Source organism: Frederiksenia canicola, from assembly GCF_011455495.1.
Classification (GTDB): Bacteria; Pseudomonadota; Gammaproteobacteria; order Enterobacterales; family Pasteurellaceae; genus Frederiksenia; species Frederiksenia canicola.
The window spans coordinates 1,156,638-1,174,676 of record NZ_CP015029.1 but is presented as its reverse complement, the minus strand read 5'-3'; the positions used below and the strand labels follow the sequence as shown (position 1 = coordinate 1,174,676).

Sequence of the window (18,039 nt, the reverse complement as noted above, 5' to 3'; positions counted from 1 at the left end):
AAAATCCTCTTATTTAATAACTTCATCAACGGCCTTACCCGCTAATGCTTTTTGAATTGATGCATTCATTCGTTTGGCTGCAAACGCTTGAGTTGCAATATCTAACTCTTTAATTCCTTGCTGGATCGCACCGCGATCTTCGCCTTTTTTCAGTTCGATCAAACGGGCTAATACCGCTTCGATCGCATTAAACTCATCAACACTCAGTAGCTCCGCACCGTGTTCTTGCAAGGCAATGATCACGCTATCAATTACTCGATCGGCTTCTACTCGCACTTCGGCTAACTGGCGGGCTTCCATATCTTGTTTCGCATTGCTCATTGATGAGCGGATCATTTCCGTCACTTCTTCATCAGTCAAACCATAAGATGGTTTGATTTGGATTGACGCCTGCACTTTGGTCGATTTTTCCATCGCGGTTACACTTAGCAAACCATCGGCATCGACTTGATAAGTGACGCGAATATGTGCCGCCCCCGCCACCATCGGCGGAATACCTCGCAAAGTGAAACGCCCGAGTGAACGGCAGTCATCAACTAACTCACGCTCGCCTTGCACCACATGAACGGTCATCGCTGTTTGCCCATCTTTGAAGGTGGTAAACTCTTGGGCTTTCGCCACGGGAATCGTCGTGTTGCGTGGGATGATTTTCTCTACTAAACCGCCCATGGTTTCAATACCTAACGAGAGTGGCACCACATCGAGCAACAACATATCTGCATCGGGTTTGTTACCGACCAAAATATCCGCTTGAATAGCCGCACCTAAAGCGACAACTTTATCAGGGTCGATCGAGGTTAGCGGTATTTTACCGAAAAACTCACCCACTTGTTCACGCACAAATGGCACACGGGTTGATCCACCAACCATTACCACTTCACGCACATCGCTGCTATTGACACCAGCATCTTTCAACGCACGGCGGCAAGTCATTAGTGAGCGTTTAACAAGCGGTTGAATTAACGCATCAAATTGCGAACGGCTGATTTCACCCGACCAATTTGCAAAATGTAACGGGAAACTGACCGCTTGCGATAAGCCAATTTTGGCTTGGCTCGCTAAGGTAAGCAGCTCACGCTGTTCACCTGCAGTTTGCGGCTGTACACCTGCCTGATCAGCAATCCAGTTTGCTAATAGATGATCGAAGTCATCGCCACCGAGAGCCGTATCACCACCAGTTGCCAACACCTCAAACACACCACGACTTAAACGTAAAATCGAAATATCGAAAGTGCCGCCGCCTAAATCATAGACCGCAATCACGCCTTCTTGTCCGCTGTCTAAGCCGTAGGCAATCGCTGCTGCAGTTGGTTCATTCAATAAACGTAACACATTCAACCCCGCCAAACGTGCTGCATCTTTAGTGCTTTGGCGTTGAGCATCATCAAAATAGGCAGGAACGGTAATCACCACGCCAGATAATTCACCTGCTAAACGTTGCTCCGCAAGTTGATTTAAGTGGCTTAAAATATCGGCAGAAATCTCAATCGGACTTTTATTACCTTGTGCGGTCACAATCAATGGTAAGCCATTTTCGCTGGCCATAAATTGATAAGGCAAATTGGGGTAGCGTTGCTGCACATCGGCAAGGGAACGCCCAATCAAACGTTTGACCGACACCACCGTATTTTTCGGATCACGGCTTGCTTGTGCGAAGGCATCTATACCAACGGTTTTCGCTTGTTCTCTATAATGCACCACTGATGGCACAAGGGCTCGCTCTTTGTCGTCCAATAAAACCTGTGTTTGCCCGCTACGCACTGTGGCAATCAGCGAGTTTGTCGTCCCCAAGTCAATCCCGACCGCCAATTTATGCTGATGCGGTGCGGCGGTTTGCCCAGGTTCTGCGATTTGAAGTAATGCCATTGTTATTTATATCTCTCTGTAGGGTGGGGCTTCCCCCACCAATGACCACCACAAGCGGTCATATTTTTCAAAAATTTACCCATTTCAATGATGGGTTAAGACCCACTCTACTCGACGTTTAGTTCACCGAATACCCAAAATCATTGGGAGCGAAAGTCGTTTGGTAATGGCGCTCGATCGGTTGTAGTTTTTGGGTTTCTGGGTTGATAATTTGATGTCCGCCAACTTTTTCGATGTCTGCTTGCCAATTATTCCAACGTAGATCGTGGTAGAAACTGGCGAGATCTGCCGTTAATGCCCAGCCGAGAAATTGCGAGTAGTTCAAACCGATGCTTTCCCATTTCTGTTTTTTCGGGTGGAAATAATGCACTAGTCCAACTTTTTCGCCTAAGCCACCGCCATTAATCGCAAAATAACCGCCGATGACATCATCAGCGATCAATAAATGGAACGGACGTTCGCCTGATTGCTCAAAGGTTTTGCCGAAATTCCATTCAAAAAAGCCTCGAGGTAATTTTTTGTTGCCAGAGCCTAAAATACGTAACCAACCGTGATCGACTAGCAACCCACCCGTATAAAAAATCATTGATCCAAGTGGTGTTGCGGTAGAAAGTTGCATTCCCACTAATTCATTACCTGCATTTTCCACATCGGGATCTAATACTTCATATTGGTTATTCGCTGAATCAAACCACGTTTTGACAATATTCCATGCAGGATGTTGATCGACTAATTCGTCTAAGGTTTTCATCGTTTATTCTCCTTAGAAATCAAACAGTTTTTCTTCCACTCGCTCAATTTCGACTTGCAATTTTTTGATAAAACGCAGTTTATCGTTAATCGCTAAGGCTTCTGCCCATTGTTGAGCGTTTAGGGCGGTTTCAAGTTGAGCTAAAATCACTTTTTCTTCTGCGACAATGTCATTGGTGAAATCGGTAAGATCTTCTTCATTTTTTGCAGTTTCAATATTTTCAAGGGTTTCACGCCATTCCATTTGTTGCATGAGGAACATCATATCGCGGGTACTTTTTTGTTCGATATCTTGTTGTTCGCCCGTATGAATATGAATGATCGCTTCAGCTCGCAAAATCGGATCTTTTAGAATATGCAACGCATCGTTAATTTCTGCCGATTTTTGTACTGCAAGCCGCTGTTCTTGAGCGGAACTCGCGGAATAATTATCAGGGTGCAGGGATTTCTGTAACGCTAAATAGCGGGCGGAAACTTCATCAAAATTCACCTGAAACTGCACAGGCAAATCAAATAACGCAAAAGGATTAGTCATCGTTTTCTCCTTAAACGTTGAAACTTTCGCCACAACCGCATTCGTTTTTCACGTTCGGGTTGTTGTATTTAAAGCCTTCGTTTAAGCCCTCTTTGACGTAATCTAGCTCGGTGCCAGCGAGATAAACCAAGCTTTTTTCATCTACGATGATATTCACACCGTGTTGTTCAAATATTTTGTCGTCTTCGTTTAACACGTCCACAAATTCAAGCACATAAGCCAACCCCGAACAGCCCGATGTTTTCACCCCTAGCCTTAAACCGATGCCTTTACCACGGTTCTCTAAAAAGGTTCTGACTCGATTTGCTGCTGCTTCTGTGAGGGTTACACTCATTTTTTCTCCTTACTTGAATATAATCAATTTGAAAGTTGTTTTTTCAAACAATTTTAAAATTGACTATAAATCACAAGCGGTCAGATTTTGCAAAAGTTTTGCGAAAAGTGACCGCTTGTTATGATTACTTACCGTTTTTCTCTTTGTAATCGGCGATAGCGGCTTTAATTGCATCTTCCGCTAAGATTGAGCAGTGAACTTTTACTGGTGGAAGTTCAAGCTCTTCAGCAATTTCGCTGTTTTTAATTGCCGCCGCTTCATCTAAAGATTTACCTTTTACCCATTCGCTGATGAGTGAGCTTGATGCGATTGCAGAGCCACAACCGTACGTTTTGAAGCATGCATCTTCGATGATGCCGCTGTCATTAACTTTGATTTGAAGTTGTAACACGTCACCACAAGCCGGTGCACCAACTAAACCTGTCCCAACATCAGTTGCTTTTTTATCAAATGAACCTACGTTACGTGGATTCTCGTAGTGATCTAACACTTTATCGCTATATGCCATTTTGAATTCCTTCTTGCTTTTGGGGAGTTAATATGCTCCCACATTTATTCGGTGAATACACTCACCTTTTAAAAAATTACCATTAGTCAGGCGTATTGCATACGCCCCGCAAATTTAGTGATGCGACCATTCAATAGAGTTGAGATCGATACCCTCTTTGAACATTTCCCAAAGTGGAGAAAGTTCACGTAATTTGATTACCGCTTTTTTCACGATTTCAATGGTATGGTCGATCTCTTCTTCTGTTGTCCAACGACCTAGTGAAAAACGGATTGAGCTGTGGGCTAATTCATCATCACGACCGATTGCACGTAGAACGTAAGATGGCTCTAAACTTGCTGATGTGCAGGCTGAGCCTGAAGAAACCGCAATATCACGCAATGACATCATCATTGATTCACCTTCTACGAAGTTGAAACTGATGTTTAAGTTGCTATCAACACGTTTACCTTCTTCCATTGTGCCGTTTACATAAACTTCTTCCATATCTTTGAAGCCGTTGTATAAACGGTCACGCAAGGCTTTAATACGTGGCATTTCAGTTGCCATTTCTTCTTTAGCGATACGATACGCTTCACCCATGCCTACGATTTGGTGAACCGGTAATGTGCCTGAACGCATACCACGCTCGTGGCCACCACCATGGATAATCGCTTCTAAACGTACACGAGGTTTACGGCAAACGTATAAACCACCGATACCTTTTGGCCCATAAAGTTTGTGGCTTGAGAACGACATTAAATCGACATTTAATTCTTGTACGTTTACTGGAATCTTACCTACAGATTGAGTAGCATCCACGTGGAAAATAATTTTCTTCGCACGGCAGATTTTGCCAATTTCAGCGATCGGCTGGATGACACCGATTTCGTTATTGACGTGCATTACCGAAATTAAAATGGTATCTGGACGAATTGCCGCTTCTAATTTTGCTAGGTCGATTAGGCCGTTTTCTTCTGGATCTAAATAAGTGACTTCAAAACCTTCACGCTCTAACTGACGGCAAGTGTCTAATACGGCTTTATGTTCTGTTTTCACGGTAATGATGTGTTTACCTTTAGTTTGGTAGAAGTGCGCTGCACCTTTGATCGCAAGGTTATCCGACTCGGTTGCACCTGAAGTAAATACGATTTCACGTGCGTCAGCACCGATCAATTCGGCGATTTGGTTACGTGCGACATCAACCGCTTCTTCTGCTTCCCAACCAAATTTGTGTGAACGAGAAGCCGGGTTACCAAAGACGCCTTCTTTGGTCATATAATCCATCATTTTTTTCGCAACACGCTCGTCTACAGGACAAGTGGCTGCATAATCCAAATAAATTGGTAATTTCATTGTTACTCCTAAAATTAAGGCAAATGTGAAAGCCTAAGGCTTTATTTTGAACAGGTTAATGGCGATGATCGTGACAGTGGGCATCTACACAGTTGTGATCACGATGCTCTTCGACTAACTCCGCCAAGGTAATTTGGTGTAAAAAATGCTCAATTTGCACTTCTAAACGCTCCCACAACGTATGGGTTAAGCATTGGTGGTTGTTACTGCAATTCCCGCTGCCTTTGCATTTAGAGACATCAACACCTTCGTTGACAGCCGAAATAATCATTCCCACGTTGATTTCGTCTAGGGACTTCCCTAACTGATAACCACCGCCTGGCCCACGCACACTTTGTACAATGCCTTCACGACGAAGTTGAGCAAACAGCTGTTCTAAATAAGAGAGCGAAATCGCTTGACGTTCAGAAATGTCGATTAAGCTGACAGGCATTGATTTACCGTGTAAGGCAATATCTAAAATCGCCGTTACCGCATAGCGACCTCTTGAAGTGAGTTTCATACTCCAACCTTATATAAGAAAGAATGTTATAAATAGGTTAAATTTTGATATACCCGACTAATTCAGTCAAGTATTCTACGCTTTATTACAATAGATTGCACCGATAAATTAAATAGCTTTAATTGCTTAAAGCTATTTAATTACAAAGCAGGACTTAACCCACCTTAGATTTTATCTAGTAGATAATTGGAAAATCATGGTTTCTGCTTGGCAACTAAAATCAAAACAAGCGTTCAATTCATAGCCATTTCCGACTGCTTTGATTTCGCTAGTGATTTTACACGGCTCGCTTTCCGCAGCACGAGCTTTACTGGTGAGATAAGCTAATGCCTCTTTGGCTTCGGCTTCCGTTGCGTACACCTGTGAAAAATCGACTGCACACTCACTGTTATCAATAATGGTACCGACGTCCACACAACAGCACATTGGGCTTTCATTTGCTTTACATTCAGACATTTTTGCCTCACTTAATTTTAAAAATAAACTGGATGATAGTTTACTCTTCTTAGCCATTCAGGGCAAATCAATCCGGACTTTTGGCAAAAAGTTCAACTCAACTGGTCTGAACACTTTGCAAAATCATAAAAATTTAATTGCTTCACTGATTACTGCTCCGTAAAATCCGTCCGTTTTGTCAATTTTTACTGATAGTTAGCGGCAATTTGCAAAAATTTTGTCAGATCTGACCGCTTGTTTTCAACCAAAAGGATTACCTTATGACTCAATTTACTAAAACCATAATTGCTTCACTTTTCACATTTTCTGCCGCTGGGGCTTCTGCCGCCGCATTCCAGCTTGCTGAAGGTTCTACTTCAGGTTTAGGTATAGCATTCTCTGGTAATGCTGCTGTTGCCGATGATGCGACCGTCGTTTCCACCAACCCAGCGTTAATGACAAAATTCAACCGTATTGAAGTGTCTGGTGGTGGTATTGTTGTTAATGCCGATGTTGATGTGGACGGTTCCTTCCAAGGTCACAGAGCTTCCCAGAAAAATATTATCCCAACTGCATTAGTACCAAACTTATATGTCGTTGCCCCTGTAAATGATCGCTTTTCATTAGGTGGCGGCTTAAATGTGAACTACGGCTTAAAATCTAAATTCGATACAGATTATACGGCGGGTGTGTACGGGGGCGAAACCGATTTAACTGCATTAAATCTCAACTTTAGCGGTGCTTACAAATTAGGCTACGGTTTTAGTCTCGGTGCAGGAGTAAATGCCGTTTATGCCGATGCCAAAATTTCTCGTCATTTAGGTGCTGCAGGGCATGGCATTTCAGCATTACTTAATCAAAAAGCAAATCAATTAAGCCAAGCAGGTGCGACTCAACAAGCAGCAGCCTTAAGAGGAGTGGCTCAGCAAGTCAAAAATATGCCAGCCGAAACTGTTGTTTCTGAAATTAAAGGCGACGCCTGGGGTGCCGGTTGGAATTTAGGCTTGGTGTATGAAATTAACGAAAACAATCGCTTAGGCTTCGCTTACCATTCACCAGTTAAACTCAAATTTAAAGGCGAATATAAAAATGATTTCCCTGTGGCTTACAATGCGTATTTAGCCCAACTTGCAGCAACTGGTGTCGCATTACCTATCACAGAAGCAACAGGTGGAAGCTATGTAAATGGTCGTTTAAACCTTACCTTACCTGGTTTCTGGGAAATTTCAGGCTACCATAAGCTCACCGAAAAATTAGCTGCACACTATAGTTATAAACGCACTGATTGGAGCAAATTAGAACGCTTGGATGCGTACAGCGAAAAAGGAAACCGTTTATTTAGTAAAGAAGAACATTTCACTGATTCATCTCGCATCGCATTAGGCTTTACTTATGATGTAAGCGAAGTGCTTACTCTTCGTACAGGTCTTGCTTACGATGAAAGTGCAAGTATAAATCACCCATCAATCTCAATTCCAGATACTGATCGTACTTGGTACTCAATTGGGGCGACTTACCGTTTCACACCTAACTTCTCAACAGATATTGGTTATGCTCACTTACGTGGAAGCAATAATGAATTTAAAGAAGGCTCTGGTGTATTCAAAGTGAAATCAAAAGCAAACCTTTACGGCTTAAACGTAAACTATAAATTCTAAGATTTCTTTTTCACAAAAGGCGTGTAAACTAAGGTTCACACGCCTTTTTTATTGGAGTTCCGATGTCGTCTATTTTCTATCATTTTTACACCTCCCCCATTGGAAAATTGCTCTGTATTGCTGACCAAAGCGGTTTAATTGGCATTGAATTTGAGCAAGAACAGCTCACCACCACGGCAAAAAAATGGCAGCAAGCCGATGCGACAAGCGGTCAGATCTGGCAAACTTTTTGCAAAACCGATGAGCTACTAGACCGCTATTTTACAGGCGAAACGCTCGACTTTTCTGTGCTTGATTTTATTGCACCGAAAGGCACGGCGTTTCAGCAATCGGTGTGGAAAATTCTGCGTAAAATCCCATTCGGGCACACCACCAGCTACGGCGAAATAGCCCAACAACTCGGCAAGCCAAATGCAATGCGAGCAGTAGGCAATGCTGTAGGGCGTAACCCCATTTCGATTTTAATCCCTTGCCATCGTGTACTCGGGAAAAATAAGACTTTAACTGGATTCGGTGGTGGTTTACCCGCCAAGCGTTACCTATTACAGCTGGAAAAAATCGGCTATAAAGATCAAGGTGTGGAATTTGTTAATCCAAAAAATAAAAAATGGTAAAGGAAAATAAAAATGAGCAAACACAATAAGTTAGACACCAAGCTCGTCCACGCAGGACGCCATTTTCGCTATACACAAGGCTCAGTGAACCCTGTGGTTCAGCGGGCATCTTCGCTGATTTTTAACTCCGTTGCGGACAAAAAAACCGCCACCCAAAACCGCTACAAAGGGGCATTATTTTATGGTCGCCGTGGTACCTTGACCCATTTTGCACTGCAAGATGCGATGTGTGAACTGGAAGGCGGAGCGGGTTGTTATCTCTACCCGTGCGGTGCTGCGGCGGTGAGCAATGCGATTTTAGCCTTTGTTGCACAAGGCGATCACGTGTTGATGACGGGAGCTGCTTACGAACCGACCCAAGATTTCTGCAATCAAATTTTGAAAAAAATGGGTATTTCAACGACTTATTATGATCCGATGATTACCGAAGCCATCGCTGCGTTAGTCCAACCGAACACCAAAGTGCTGTTTTTAGAATCGCCTAGTTCACTGACGATGGAAGTGCCTGATATTCCAACGATGGTTAAAACGGTACGTGCGATCAACCCTGAAATTATCATTATGATTGACAACACTTGGGCGGCGGGCGTACTGTTCCCTGCGTTACAACACGGTATTGATATTTCGATTCAAGCAGGCACAAAGTACCTCGTTGGACATTCCGATGTGATGATCGGTACCGCGGTGGCAAATGCACGCTGTTGGGATCAGCTACGCGAAAATTCTTACTTGATGGGGCAAATGGTCGATGCCGACTCGGCATACATCACCGCCCGCGGCTTACGAACGTTAGGCGTTCGCTTAAAACAACACCACGAAAGCAGTATCAAAATTGCCAAATGGCTTGCTGAACGCCCCGAAGTGAAAGCGGTTTACCACCCTGCTCTACCAAGTTGTTTTGGTCATCAAAACTTCGTGCGAGACTTCAGTGGATCAAGCGGTCTGTTTTCCTTTGAACTTTGCAAAACGTTATCTGACAGCGAGTTGGCAAATTTCCTTGACCACTTTGAGCTATTTACGATGGCATATTCGTGGGGCGGTTATGAATCGCTGATAATGCCAACCCAGCCGCATGAACTGGCTCGCATTCGCCCTGCGATTGAACGCCAATTGACCGGCACGCTAATTCGAGTGCATATCGGGTTGGAAGAGGTGGATGATTTGATTGCAGATCTTGAGAAAGGATTTGAGCGTATCCGTTAGCTTTTTTTCTGTTGTTCCGCTCGCAATCTCCTGATCTCTTTCGGATCAGCAATCAGCGGGCGGTAAATTTCAATACGATCACCATTCTCGACTAAATCCGTCAATTTAGCAGGACGACTAAAAATCCCAACTTTGTTCTCACGCAGATCAATTTCGGTAAATTTTTCCAACACTCCCGACTGCAAAATCACATTTTGAATCGATACGGGCGAATCCAAATAGAGCTTTTTCAGAAAGGCTTTATCAGGGTAAGCGTAAACCACTTCCACCACTATTTTTTGCTCAGACACCATAAATCTCCTTCGCCCGCTGTTTAAAGGCATTGACCATTTTGAGCGTTAATTCATTGAAAATTTTACCAAACACTATTGCAATCATTGGGCTAGAGAACTCAAAATCGAGTTGTAATGAAATATTGCAACTCTGTTCATCAAAAGGTTGGAAAATCCATGCTCCTTTTAAATAACGAAAAGGCCCATTCAACAATTCCATTGTAATTTTTTCGTTAGGAATCATCGTGTTATGGGTACTAAACCGTTGGCTAATGCCTAATTTTTGAATCACCAACTCGGCATTTAATTCATTTTCGCCTAGGCTTAACGTCTTCGCACCCACACAGCCCGACAAAAATTCAGGATAGCGTTCGTAGTCATTTACTAGACGATACATCTGTTCGGCACTGTAAGGCACAAGGGCGGATTGATTGATTACTGGCATGTTATTTTGATGGTTGGAAAAAGTAGCGGGATTGTAGCATAGATTCCCCAAATGCACCTACGCCCCTTTACAAGCGGTCAGTTTCTACCAATTTTTTGCAAATCGGAGTACAATCCGCCCATTCGTGAGCAACTGATTCAAGGACATTTATGCAACAAGAACCGATTCGCCTGACGCAATACAGCCACGGTGCCGGTTGAGGCTGTAAAATTTCGCCTAAGGTGTTAGGGACAATTTTACAATCACAACTACAGCCTTTTGTGGATCCCAATTTATTGGTCGGCAATGAAAGTGCGGATGATGCGGCGGTATACGACATCGGTAACGGTGTGGGCATTATCAGCACTACCGATTTTTTTATGCCGATTGTTGATGATCCTTTCGATTTCGGACGAATTGCCGCAACCAATGCCATCAGCGATATCTTTGCGATGGGTGGTAAGCCGATCATGGCGATTGCCATTTTAGGCTTTCCAATCAATAAGTTACCTGCCGAAGTCGCTCAACAGATTGTCGAAGGCGGGCGTTTTGCATGCCAACAAGCAGGGATTGCGTTAGCAGGTGGGCATTCGATTGATTCACCAGAACCCATTTTTGGTTTAGCTGTAACGGGAATAATTTCAACCAAACAAGTAAAGAAAAACGCCTCCGCCGAAGCAGGCTGTGAATTGTTTTTAACCAAACCCCTTGGCATTGGCGTGCTAACCACGGCTGAAAAACAGGGCAAACTTCGCCCAGAGCACAAGAATTTAGCCCGAGATGTGATGTGCCAAATGAACAGCATTGGGGCGGAATTTGCCAAACTGCCCGATGTCACAGCCATGACTGATGTGACGGGCTTTGGCTTACTTGGGCATTTAACCGAGCTTTGCCAAGGTTCAAACTTACGTGCCGAAGTGGATTTCGACCAAATTCAAACTTTAGACGGTGTGAAAGCGTATATCGCTCAAGGTGCGGTACCAGGCGGAACCCAACGCAATTTCGACAGCTACGGACATTTGATTTCGCCGATGACTGACGAGCAAAAAGCAATTTTATGCGATCCGCAAACCTCAGGCGGTTTACTGATTGCTGTGCGGCCACAAGCGGTCAGTTCCGTACAAAAAATAGCAAATAGTGCGAATGTGGAATTGATCCCTGTTGGGCGGTTATTAGTAGCGAACAACGACACTCACTCGTTAATTGATATTAATTAACCCGTGTCCGCTTGTGGGAAAGGGTGAATAATGGAGAAAAATTATGCATTTTGATATCGCTATCATCGGCGGAGCCATCACAGGTTCGGTACTTGCTCTTGCGTTAAGTTCAGCCACCCAGCACAAAATGCGAATTGCGATTGTCGAGAAAAACGAACCGAACTACGCCGAACAGGGAGGATTTGATGCTCGCTCAATTGCGTTAGCCTATGGCAGTTTGCAAAAAATGGCGAAGATCCGACCGCTTGCAAGCGGTCAGTTATCGGAACAAATTTGCAAAATCGCCACCCCCATTGAGCAAATTCACGTGTCTGATCGCCACCATTTTGGTAAAGCGATACTTTCCGCCCAAGAGTTGAAGTTAGATAAACTTGGCGTGGTGGTAGAGTTGGCGAAAACAGGCGAATTACTGGCAAAATTGTTAGCAGAACAACCGAACATTCAGCTTTTCTGTCCCGATACCGTGGAGAACATCGAAAGCTCGCCAGCCCATTGCAAACTGACACTATCGAGCCAGCAACAACTGGAATGTGCGTTAATTGTCGCTGCGGACGGCATGCAATCACACATCGCCAAACAGTGCGGTGTTGCAACGGAAATGGTGAAGGATTATCAGCAATCAGCGATTATTGCGAATGTGGAACTTACCGAACCGCACCGCAACCAAGCCTTTGAGCGTTTCACGCCACAAGGTCCATTTGCCTTATTGCCTTTGACCGAGAAAACGATGTCGTTAGTATGGTGCTTGCACGATCCGAGTGAAGCAATGTCAATGACTGATAGCGAATTTATTACGGCTCTTCAACACCAATTTGGTTGGAAACTTGGCAAGTTTGTGCGAGTTAGCAAGCGGTTTGTCTATCCACTTTCTTCACAAAAATCTGAATCGCATATTCATCACCGATTGGCCATTGTCGGCAATGCCGCACAACTTTTGCACCCAGTGGCAGGACAAGGCTTCAACTTAGGTATGCGGGATTTGTTCGCATTAGCAACCTTGGTGGGCGAGGCGTTTAATCAAGGTAAGGATATTGGTGAGTATTATTTATTAGCAGAATTTGACCGCCAACGCCATGCTGATCAGCAGCGAGTTATGCGAGCAACCAGCGGGCTGATTTTGATTTTCGGCTGCGAATTTCTGCCGATACAAGCGGTGAGAAACCTCGGACTTTTTGCGATTTCCCATAGCCCATTTTTACGCAATCAAGTGGCACATCAAGCATTGGGATGGTAAAAATAAGGGCGAACAGATGTTCGCCCTTATTATCACTTCGTAGAATTATTGCCCAATTCCACCTAATCCTAACATAAGCATAAATAACACACTTTGTAGATCTTGTTCAGGTACTTCGTTACCATTGAGCTTAACTTTACCTTGATCAATTTCAATTTTTACCTTGATATTGTCAGGATCCACTACTGCCAAACCGCTGTTCTGTGCATTTGCAATTAATTCATCCGTTGCCGCTTTTGCTGATCGCACCGCATCTTCTTTACTAAACGTATTCATCAGATTTAACTGTCTAATCAGTTCTTCAAACGCTACAATGTTCAGACTTCCCTCTAGTTTTGACTGAGCAAAAACATTTAATATTGGTTCGAATCCAAGTCCAAACAAGGTATTTAGGTCAAATGGTTTACTATTGAGTACTAATGAAAGTGTATGCTTTCCTTTTTCATTTTCAAATGAGAGATTATTTAAATGGAATTTAATTTCTTTCGCCGTTAGTGCTTCAATATCTTTCTGTGGATTTACCGATTGTAGCTCTTCTGGGGCATATTGAGCCAGTTTCATTAATGAATCGGTTGCTTTAGCATCACTTTTCATAAAAATGTCTGCCGTCATTTTCCCTAATTCAACACGGTTTTTATCTTTACCAACTAATGCTAATTTAGTTGAAAAATCAGCTACGCCTTCATAAAAATCGTTGGCAACTGTATTCTTCCCTTTAGCAACAAGATCATTAATTTCGAACGCCTCAAATTCACTATTATCCTCAACACTCTTCACCATTAAGGATTTAATTTTAGCATCGACATCACCTAAAGCTAAGTAAGGATAATCTCGAGATTCTTGTGGGAAGCTAACACGGTACTCTGCTTGATTAAAGGTAATATCAACATTTCCTTCAGGATCAATAAGTTGCACATGTGGAATAGTGACATTTACTTTGCCTTCCCCTTGCTTAGCAATCTCAAACTCAGCATCGATTTCGCTCGCCTTAAATGATGAGTCTTCAGATTTAAATGCTGCGGTTTTGAACTGTCCATCAACTGTTGAAGAATAGCTCAAATTGGAGTGCCCCACTAATATTTCAGGCTGTTCAAACATCCCTTTAAGTGATTCAGACGAGGTAATTTTAGAATCAATACTTGCCATTACAGGTATAACATTACCTTTGATTAAACGATTTAATGGCAATGGACCATGATAGATCTTATCATTACCCTTAAATTCGTGGGTTTTATTATCCATTTCTACTTCAACACTATAAGTAACATCAGATGTAAAGAAGCTGCGTTCTAAATTCACATTTTTAATTTCAGCTTTGATACCGTGTTGGCTAAGCTGTTTTAAACTCTCATTACCTTGTGCAACAAGTTCTTGATAGCGTTGCTCAACTTGTTTTCCAGTGTACCAGCTTCCACCTGTTGCAGTTGCACCGAGAATAACTGCCACAGAAAGGGCGATGGTTGATAATTTCATAGAATGTTCTCCATAATTTGGGGGCAGGCCCCGTTAAAGTTAAATATCACATGTGTAAAAAATTTAGCGAAAATATTCACAAACGTCCTACAAGGTTTGCTCACACTTCAGCTTCTGTTGATAGACAACGTTCAAAACGCAATAGCACTTTGTGACCGCTTGTATCACCGCAGCGGTTGTGATTCATCTGTTACTGCACGCTCAAGCAGCCACTGGCAAGGACTAAAACGCTCTCCATACAGTTGAGCATGCTTATGCAACTGCTTAACAATTTCTACCGCACCAATTTTTTCGATATACGCATAAATTCCGCCACGGAAATCTGGGAAATCAAATCCAAGCACCGAAGCGACATTCCCTTCGTCGGTGGATTGTATCACATTGTCCTGCAAGCACCAGCAGGCTTCGTTAATCATCCGCAGTACACAACGGCGGACAATATCTTCACCTTCCATTTCATTTCGCATAATGGTTTCCATGACATGATAAATACTCTTATCTTCTTGAGTCCGCTGAATATTTGAATCATACAAATAAAAACCCCGTTTGTTTTTGCGACCTTTACGTTCGTTGGCGATTAACAGCTGCACCGCTTCGGGCAGTTTAAAGCGGCTGCCAAGTTCATTCACCATTGCAGCATTCGATTTGACGATCACATCCAAGCCAATGTCATCAATCATTGCCAACGGCCCTGTTTTAAAGCCAAATTCCTGCAATGAACTATCAATAAATTCAATCCCCTCACCTTCTACCAAACATTGAACCGCTTCCAGTAAATATGGCGTGAGAATACGGTTAATGAAAAAGCCTTCACGATCTGCCACTAGCAGTGGAATTTTGCCTTGCTGAATGGCGAAGTGAATTGCCGTAGCAATGGTCTTTTCACTGGTTTTTTCGTGGGGGATAATCTCCACCATTTTACGTTTGGTCACGGGACTGAAATAGTGAAAACCGATGACATTTTCAGGACGTTTCGCTACGGAGGCAATATCACGAATAGCAAAAGTCGATGTGTTGGTCGCAAAAATGGCATTATCACTGTAATAATTTTCGCTCTCTTGCACCATTTGTTGCTTTAATGCGAGATTTTCATAAACCGCTTCGATAATGAAATCAGTAGTTTGTGCCGCAACCAAACGATCACCGCCCGTGATCAAATTCATTCGTTGAATCATCTCCCCATGAGACAACTTGCCGTGACGCACTGCCTTGTGCATCAAGTCATAACAGGTTTTCAAGGCTTTTTGGATTTCTGCGGGGTGAATATCTTTAATCCGAACAGGAAGCTGAGCATTGTTTGCCGTCAAATAGGCAATGCCCGCCCCCATAAAACCACTACCAAGCACACTAACTTGTGCCACATCTCGCCCTTGTGAGCGACCACGATAACTCGCTTTCATTTTGCGTTCAGTCTGTTTCAAGTTGATCAGTACTTGGGCTTGTTCCGTTTGGCTAAGCTCAATAAGAGCACGCTGTTCAAAGGCTAATCCTTCTTTAAAACGTGGCAGTTTGAACAACTCCAACATTTTCGCCACTGCGGGATAATTGCCAAATGCTTTGTTCCATACCCGATTTTCAATGTGATCAAGATAACGATGACGAATAAACAAATTGCCTTCAAGATTTTTACGGATAGCCGCCCAGCGTGCAAGCGGTCGTTTATGGTCAAACTTTTGCACTTCGTTATTCAAAAGCAACTGATAAGCCGTTTCAAACAGATTGCTAGCGGGGATCAATTTATCTACTAGGCCTAATTTCAAGGCTTTTTCCGCCCCGATTTTTTGCCCGGAAAGCAGTAGCGGAATGGCTTTAGATAAGCCGATTAAACGTGGCAAACGCTGTGTGCCCCCTGCAAAGGGTAAAATGCCCGAGCGAATTTGCGGCATCGCAAATTTGGTATATACGTCTTCGCTCGCAATACGGTAATCGCACGCCAATGCCAACTCTAAGCCAATCCCGAAACAGTCGCCATCAATCACGGCCACCACAGGCATTTTGAGCGTGTTGATCTCTCGCATCACCGCTTGGGCTTCTTGGGAGATAGTTTGTAGCTGGGCATCGGTTTTATCCCGCAAGCCACTTAATTTATAGCCTTTTATAAAGCACTTTGGTTTGCTCGACAAAAAAATCACACCTCGAGCTTGCTGATACAAAATCGTGCCAAGGGCATCACGCAAGTCAGACACAAAATCTTCAGGCAACCAGTTTGATGCTTCATTCGGCACATCAATCCGCACAATCGCCATGCGATTCTCGTCAATTTCCACATTAAATGTAGAAGGTTGGGCTTGTTCGTTGTTCATCTTTTTTATTCACTCTCCAATACCATTGCCGCCCCTAATCCACCTAAACCACTTGATGCAACAAGCGACATCCCGCCACCGTTGCGTTTTAAGGCGTTGAGAGATTGAATTAAAATTCGCAGGCTAGTCGCTGCTCGTGGGTTGCCGAAGGCGATTGAGCCGCCTAAATGATTGAGTTTATTAGGGTCAATTTTGCCGATACAAGCGGTACGATTGAGCTGATTTTTTGCAAATTCATCGCTTTCAAACAGCCGCATATTCACTAACATCTGGCTGGCAGACGTTTCGTGAATATCAATCAAATCAATATCTTGCAGCTCAACATTGGCACGCTCTAAAGCAAAATGACTGGCAACCGTTGCCCCCATAAACATATTCTGCCAAATATCGTTACCTGTAATCGCATAAGAGCGAATATAGCCGAGCGGGTTCAGACCTAACTCTTTGGCTCGATTTTCTCGCATTAATAGCACTGCCGCTGCACCATCCACTGCCTTGGGCATATTAGCTTCAGTCACAGTCGCATAACTTTTCGCCACAATCGGTTCCGCATTGTCGTAATAACGTTGGCGAGTAGCGGCTGGAATTAAGCTGTCAGACACCACAAAATCCGTATAAGGGCGAGGGAAAGAAGGAATCACCTCACCTTTCAACACCCCTAATTTCCATGCGTCTGCCGCTTTTTGATTAGAATGGCGAGCGAATTCGTCCTGCTCGGCTCGGGTAATGTGAAACTGTTGAGCCATCTGCTCGGACATTTCCGCCACCGAGAGCTGGGTCATATAATCTTTTAAATTGACGCCATGGGGTTTGAGATCCCGCCACGAAAAACGGCGGAACAGATCGAATTTTTGCTCAAGCGTTGGGGCGTTAAAAATGCCTTTCAATTTGTGAATAACACGGGGGCTGATGCTAAAAGGTGCGTTAGAAATGGAATCCGCCCCACCAGCGATTCCCGCCGAAATTGAACCACTGACGATACTGCCCGCCACATTAACCAAAGCTTGCAAACCTGACAAGCAAGAACTACTTAGCGTATAGGCTTGCAAATGAGGCATATTCAACGCTAACGCAATTTCGCGTGCTGGGTTAGGAATATCGGGCTGCTGAATCACTTGCCCGAACACCAGCTGATCAAGCTGACTGCGTTCAATCGCACTGCGGCTCAACAATTCGTTGGTCACCATCGTGCCTAAATCCGTGGCATAAGACGACTTAAACTCCGCATCTCGCAATACAAACGGCGTTCGCAACCCCGCCACAATCGCGACTCGCTCTCCTTGCGGATTGAGAAGATTTTGTTTCGCCATTGGGATTCCTTTACTTAATACAAAATTGGCGGAATTTTAACACGCCATTAACCAAAGCGGAAAAAC

Annotated in this window: 18 protein-coding genes; 5 read left to right on the top strand and 13 right to left on the bottom strand. The window is 43.7% G+C overall.

Going from position 1 to position 18,039, the window contains the following annotated elements; all coding sequences use genetic code 11:
- Window positions 1–9: 9 nt before the first annotated feature.
- From hscA to A4G17_RS05755, 8 genes are all read right to left on the bottom strand, one after another.
- On the bottom strand, window positions 10–1,866 hold the full coding sequence (gene hscA, locus A4G17_RS05790; RefSeq protein ID WP_123956541.1) for a Fe-S protein assembly chaperone HscA: 1,857 nt from the start codon (window positions 1,864–1,866) through the stop codon (window positions 10–12).
- Window positions 1,867–1,984: 118 nt separating this feature from the next.
- A complete protein-coding gene (locus A4G17_RS05785; protein WP_123956543.1) occupies window positions 1,985–2,617 on the bottom strand; it encodes a DUF2625 family protein in 633 nt (210 codons plus the stop codon).
- Between the two features lie 12 nt (window positions 2,618–2,629).
- Window positions 2,630–3,151 (bottom strand): Fe-S protein assembly co-chaperone HscB, encoded by a 522-nt coding sequence (gene hscB, locus A4G17_RS05780; RefSeq protein ID WP_123956545.1) that lies wholly within the window; start codon window positions 3,149–3,151, stop codon window positions 2,630–2,632.
- Between the two features lie 10 nt (window positions 3,152–3,161).
- Entirely contained in the window at window positions 3,162–3,485 is a 324-nt protein-coding gene (gene iscA, locus A4G17_RS05775) for an iron-sulfur cluster assembly protein IscA (RefSeq protein WP_123956546.1), read from the bottom strand.
- 124 nt (window positions 3,486–3,609) lie between these two features.
- On the bottom strand, window positions 3,610–3,993 hold the full coding sequence (gene iscU, locus A4G17_RS05770; protein ID WP_123956548.1) for a Fe-S cluster assembly scaffold IscU: 384 nt from the start codon (window positions 3,991–3,993) through the stop codon (window positions 3,610–3,612).
- Window positions 3,994–4,107: 114 nt separating this feature from the next.
- Window positions 4,108–5,328 carry an IscS subfamily cysteine desulfurase gene (locus tag A4G17_RS05765; protein ID WP_123956550.1) on the bottom strand — a complete coding sequence of 407 codons (1,221 nt, stop codon included), beginning with the start codon at window positions 5,326–5,328 and terminating at the stop codon, window positions 4,108–4,110.
- Window positions 5,329–5,383: 55 nt separating this feature from the next.
- Entirely contained in the window at window positions 5,384–5,830 is a 447-nt protein-coding gene (locus tag A4G17_RS05760) for an Rrf2 family transcriptional regulator (protein ID WP_123956552.1), read from the bottom strand.
- Window positions 5,831–6,001: 171 nt separating this feature from the next.
- On the bottom strand, window positions 6,002–6,286 hold the full coding sequence (locus A4G17_RS05755; RefSeq protein ID WP_123956554.1) for a YfcZ/YiiS family protein: 285 nt from the start codon (window positions 6,284–6,286) through the stop codon (window positions 6,002–6,004).
- 260 nt (window positions 6,287–6,546) lie between these two features.
- Between A4G17_RS05755 and A4G17_RS05750 the strand changes: the two genes are divergently transcribed.
- The 3 genes from A4G17_RS05750 to metC all read left to right on the top strand — a co-directional run bounded on the left by A4G17_RS05750 (window position 6,547) and on the right by metC (window position 9,740).
- The gene (locus A4G17_RS05750; RefSeq protein ID WP_123956555.1) at window positions 6,547–7,923 is read left to right on the top strand and encodes an outer membrane protein transport protein; all 1,377 of its coding nucleotides are present in this window, start codon (window positions 6,547–6,549) and stop codon (window positions 7,921–7,923) included.
- Window positions 7,924–7,985: 62 nt separating this feature from the next.
- Complete coding sequence (locus A4G17_RS05745) at window positions 7,986–8,537, top strand: methylated-DNA--[protein]-cysteine S-methyltransferase (protein WP_123956557.1); 552 nt, start codon at window positions 7,986–7,988, stop codon at window positions 8,535–8,537.
- Window positions 8,538–8,549: 12 nt separating this feature from the next.
- Window positions 8,550–9,740 carry a cystathionine beta-lyase gene (metC, locus tag A4G17_RS05740; RefSeq protein ID WP_123956559.1) on the top strand — a complete coding sequence of 397 codons (1,191 nt, stop codon included), beginning with the start codon at window positions 8,550–8,552 and terminating at the stop codon, window positions 9,738–9,740.
- Here metC and A4G17_RS05735 read toward each other — a convergent pair.
- Window positions 9,737–10,033 carry an RnfH family protein gene (locus A4G17_RS05735; RefSeq protein WP_123956561.1) on the bottom strand — a complete coding sequence of 99 codons (297 nt, stop codon included), beginning with the start codon at window positions 10,031–10,033 and terminating at the stop codon, window positions 9,737–9,739. The genes metC and A4G17_RS05735 overlap by 4 nt on opposite strands.
- Complete coding sequence (locus A4G17_RS05730; RefSeq protein WP_123956563.1) at window positions 10,023–10,457, bottom strand: type II toxin-antitoxin system RatA family toxin; 435 nt, start codon at window positions 10,455–10,457, stop codon at window positions 10,023–10,025. Before A4G17_RS05730 ends, A4G17_RS05735 begins: the two co-directional genes overlap by 11 nt.
- 149 nt (window positions 10,458–10,606) lie before the next feature.
- Here A4G17_RS05730 and selD point away from each other — a divergent pair, with 149 nt between their 5' ends.
- Both selD and ubiH read left to right on the top strand, forming a co-directional pair.
- Window positions 10,607–11,653 carry a selenide, water dikinase SelD gene (selD, locus tag A4G17_RS05725; protein ID WP_123956565.1) on the top strand — a complete coding sequence of 349 codons (1,047 nt, stop codon included), beginning with the start codon at window positions 10,607–10,609 and terminating at the stop codon, window positions 11,651–11,653.
- 43 nt (window positions 11,654–11,696) lie between these two features.
- Window positions 11,697–12,887, top strand: a complete 1,191-nt coding sequence (gene ubiH, locus A4G17_RS05720) for a 2-octaprenyl-6-methoxyphenyl hydroxylase (RefSeq protein ID WP_123956567.1) — start codon at window positions 11,697–11,699, stop codon at window positions 12,885–12,887.
- A gap of 45 nt (window positions 12,888–12,932) precedes the next feature.
- Here ubiH and A4G17_RS05715 read toward each other — a convergent pair whose 3' ends face one another.
- The 3 genes from A4G17_RS05715 to A4G17_RS05705 all read right to left on the bottom strand — a co-directional run bounded on the left by A4G17_RS05715 (window position 12,933) and on the right by A4G17_RS05705 (window position 17,973).
- Entirely contained in the window at window positions 12,933–14,360 is a 1,428-nt protein-coding gene (locus tag A4G17_RS05715) for a YdgA family protein (protein WP_123956568.1), read from the bottom strand.
- 164 nt (window positions 14,361–14,524) lie between these two features.
- Window positions 14,525–16,663, bottom strand: a complete 2,139-nt coding sequence (locus tag A4G17_RS05710) for a 3-hydroxyacyl-CoA dehydrogenase NAD-binding domain-containing protein (RefSeq protein ID WP_123956570.1) — start codon at window positions 16,661–16,663, stop codon at window positions 14,525–14,527.
- A 5-nt stretch (window positions 16,664–16,668) separates the two neighbouring features.
- Window positions 16,669–17,973 (bottom strand): acetyl-CoA C-acyltransferase, encoded by a 1,305-nt coding sequence (locus A4G17_RS05705; RefSeq protein WP_123956572.1) that lies wholly within the window; start codon window positions 17,971–17,973, stop codon window positions 16,669–16,671.
- Window positions 17,974–18,039 lie beyond the last annotated feature (66 nt).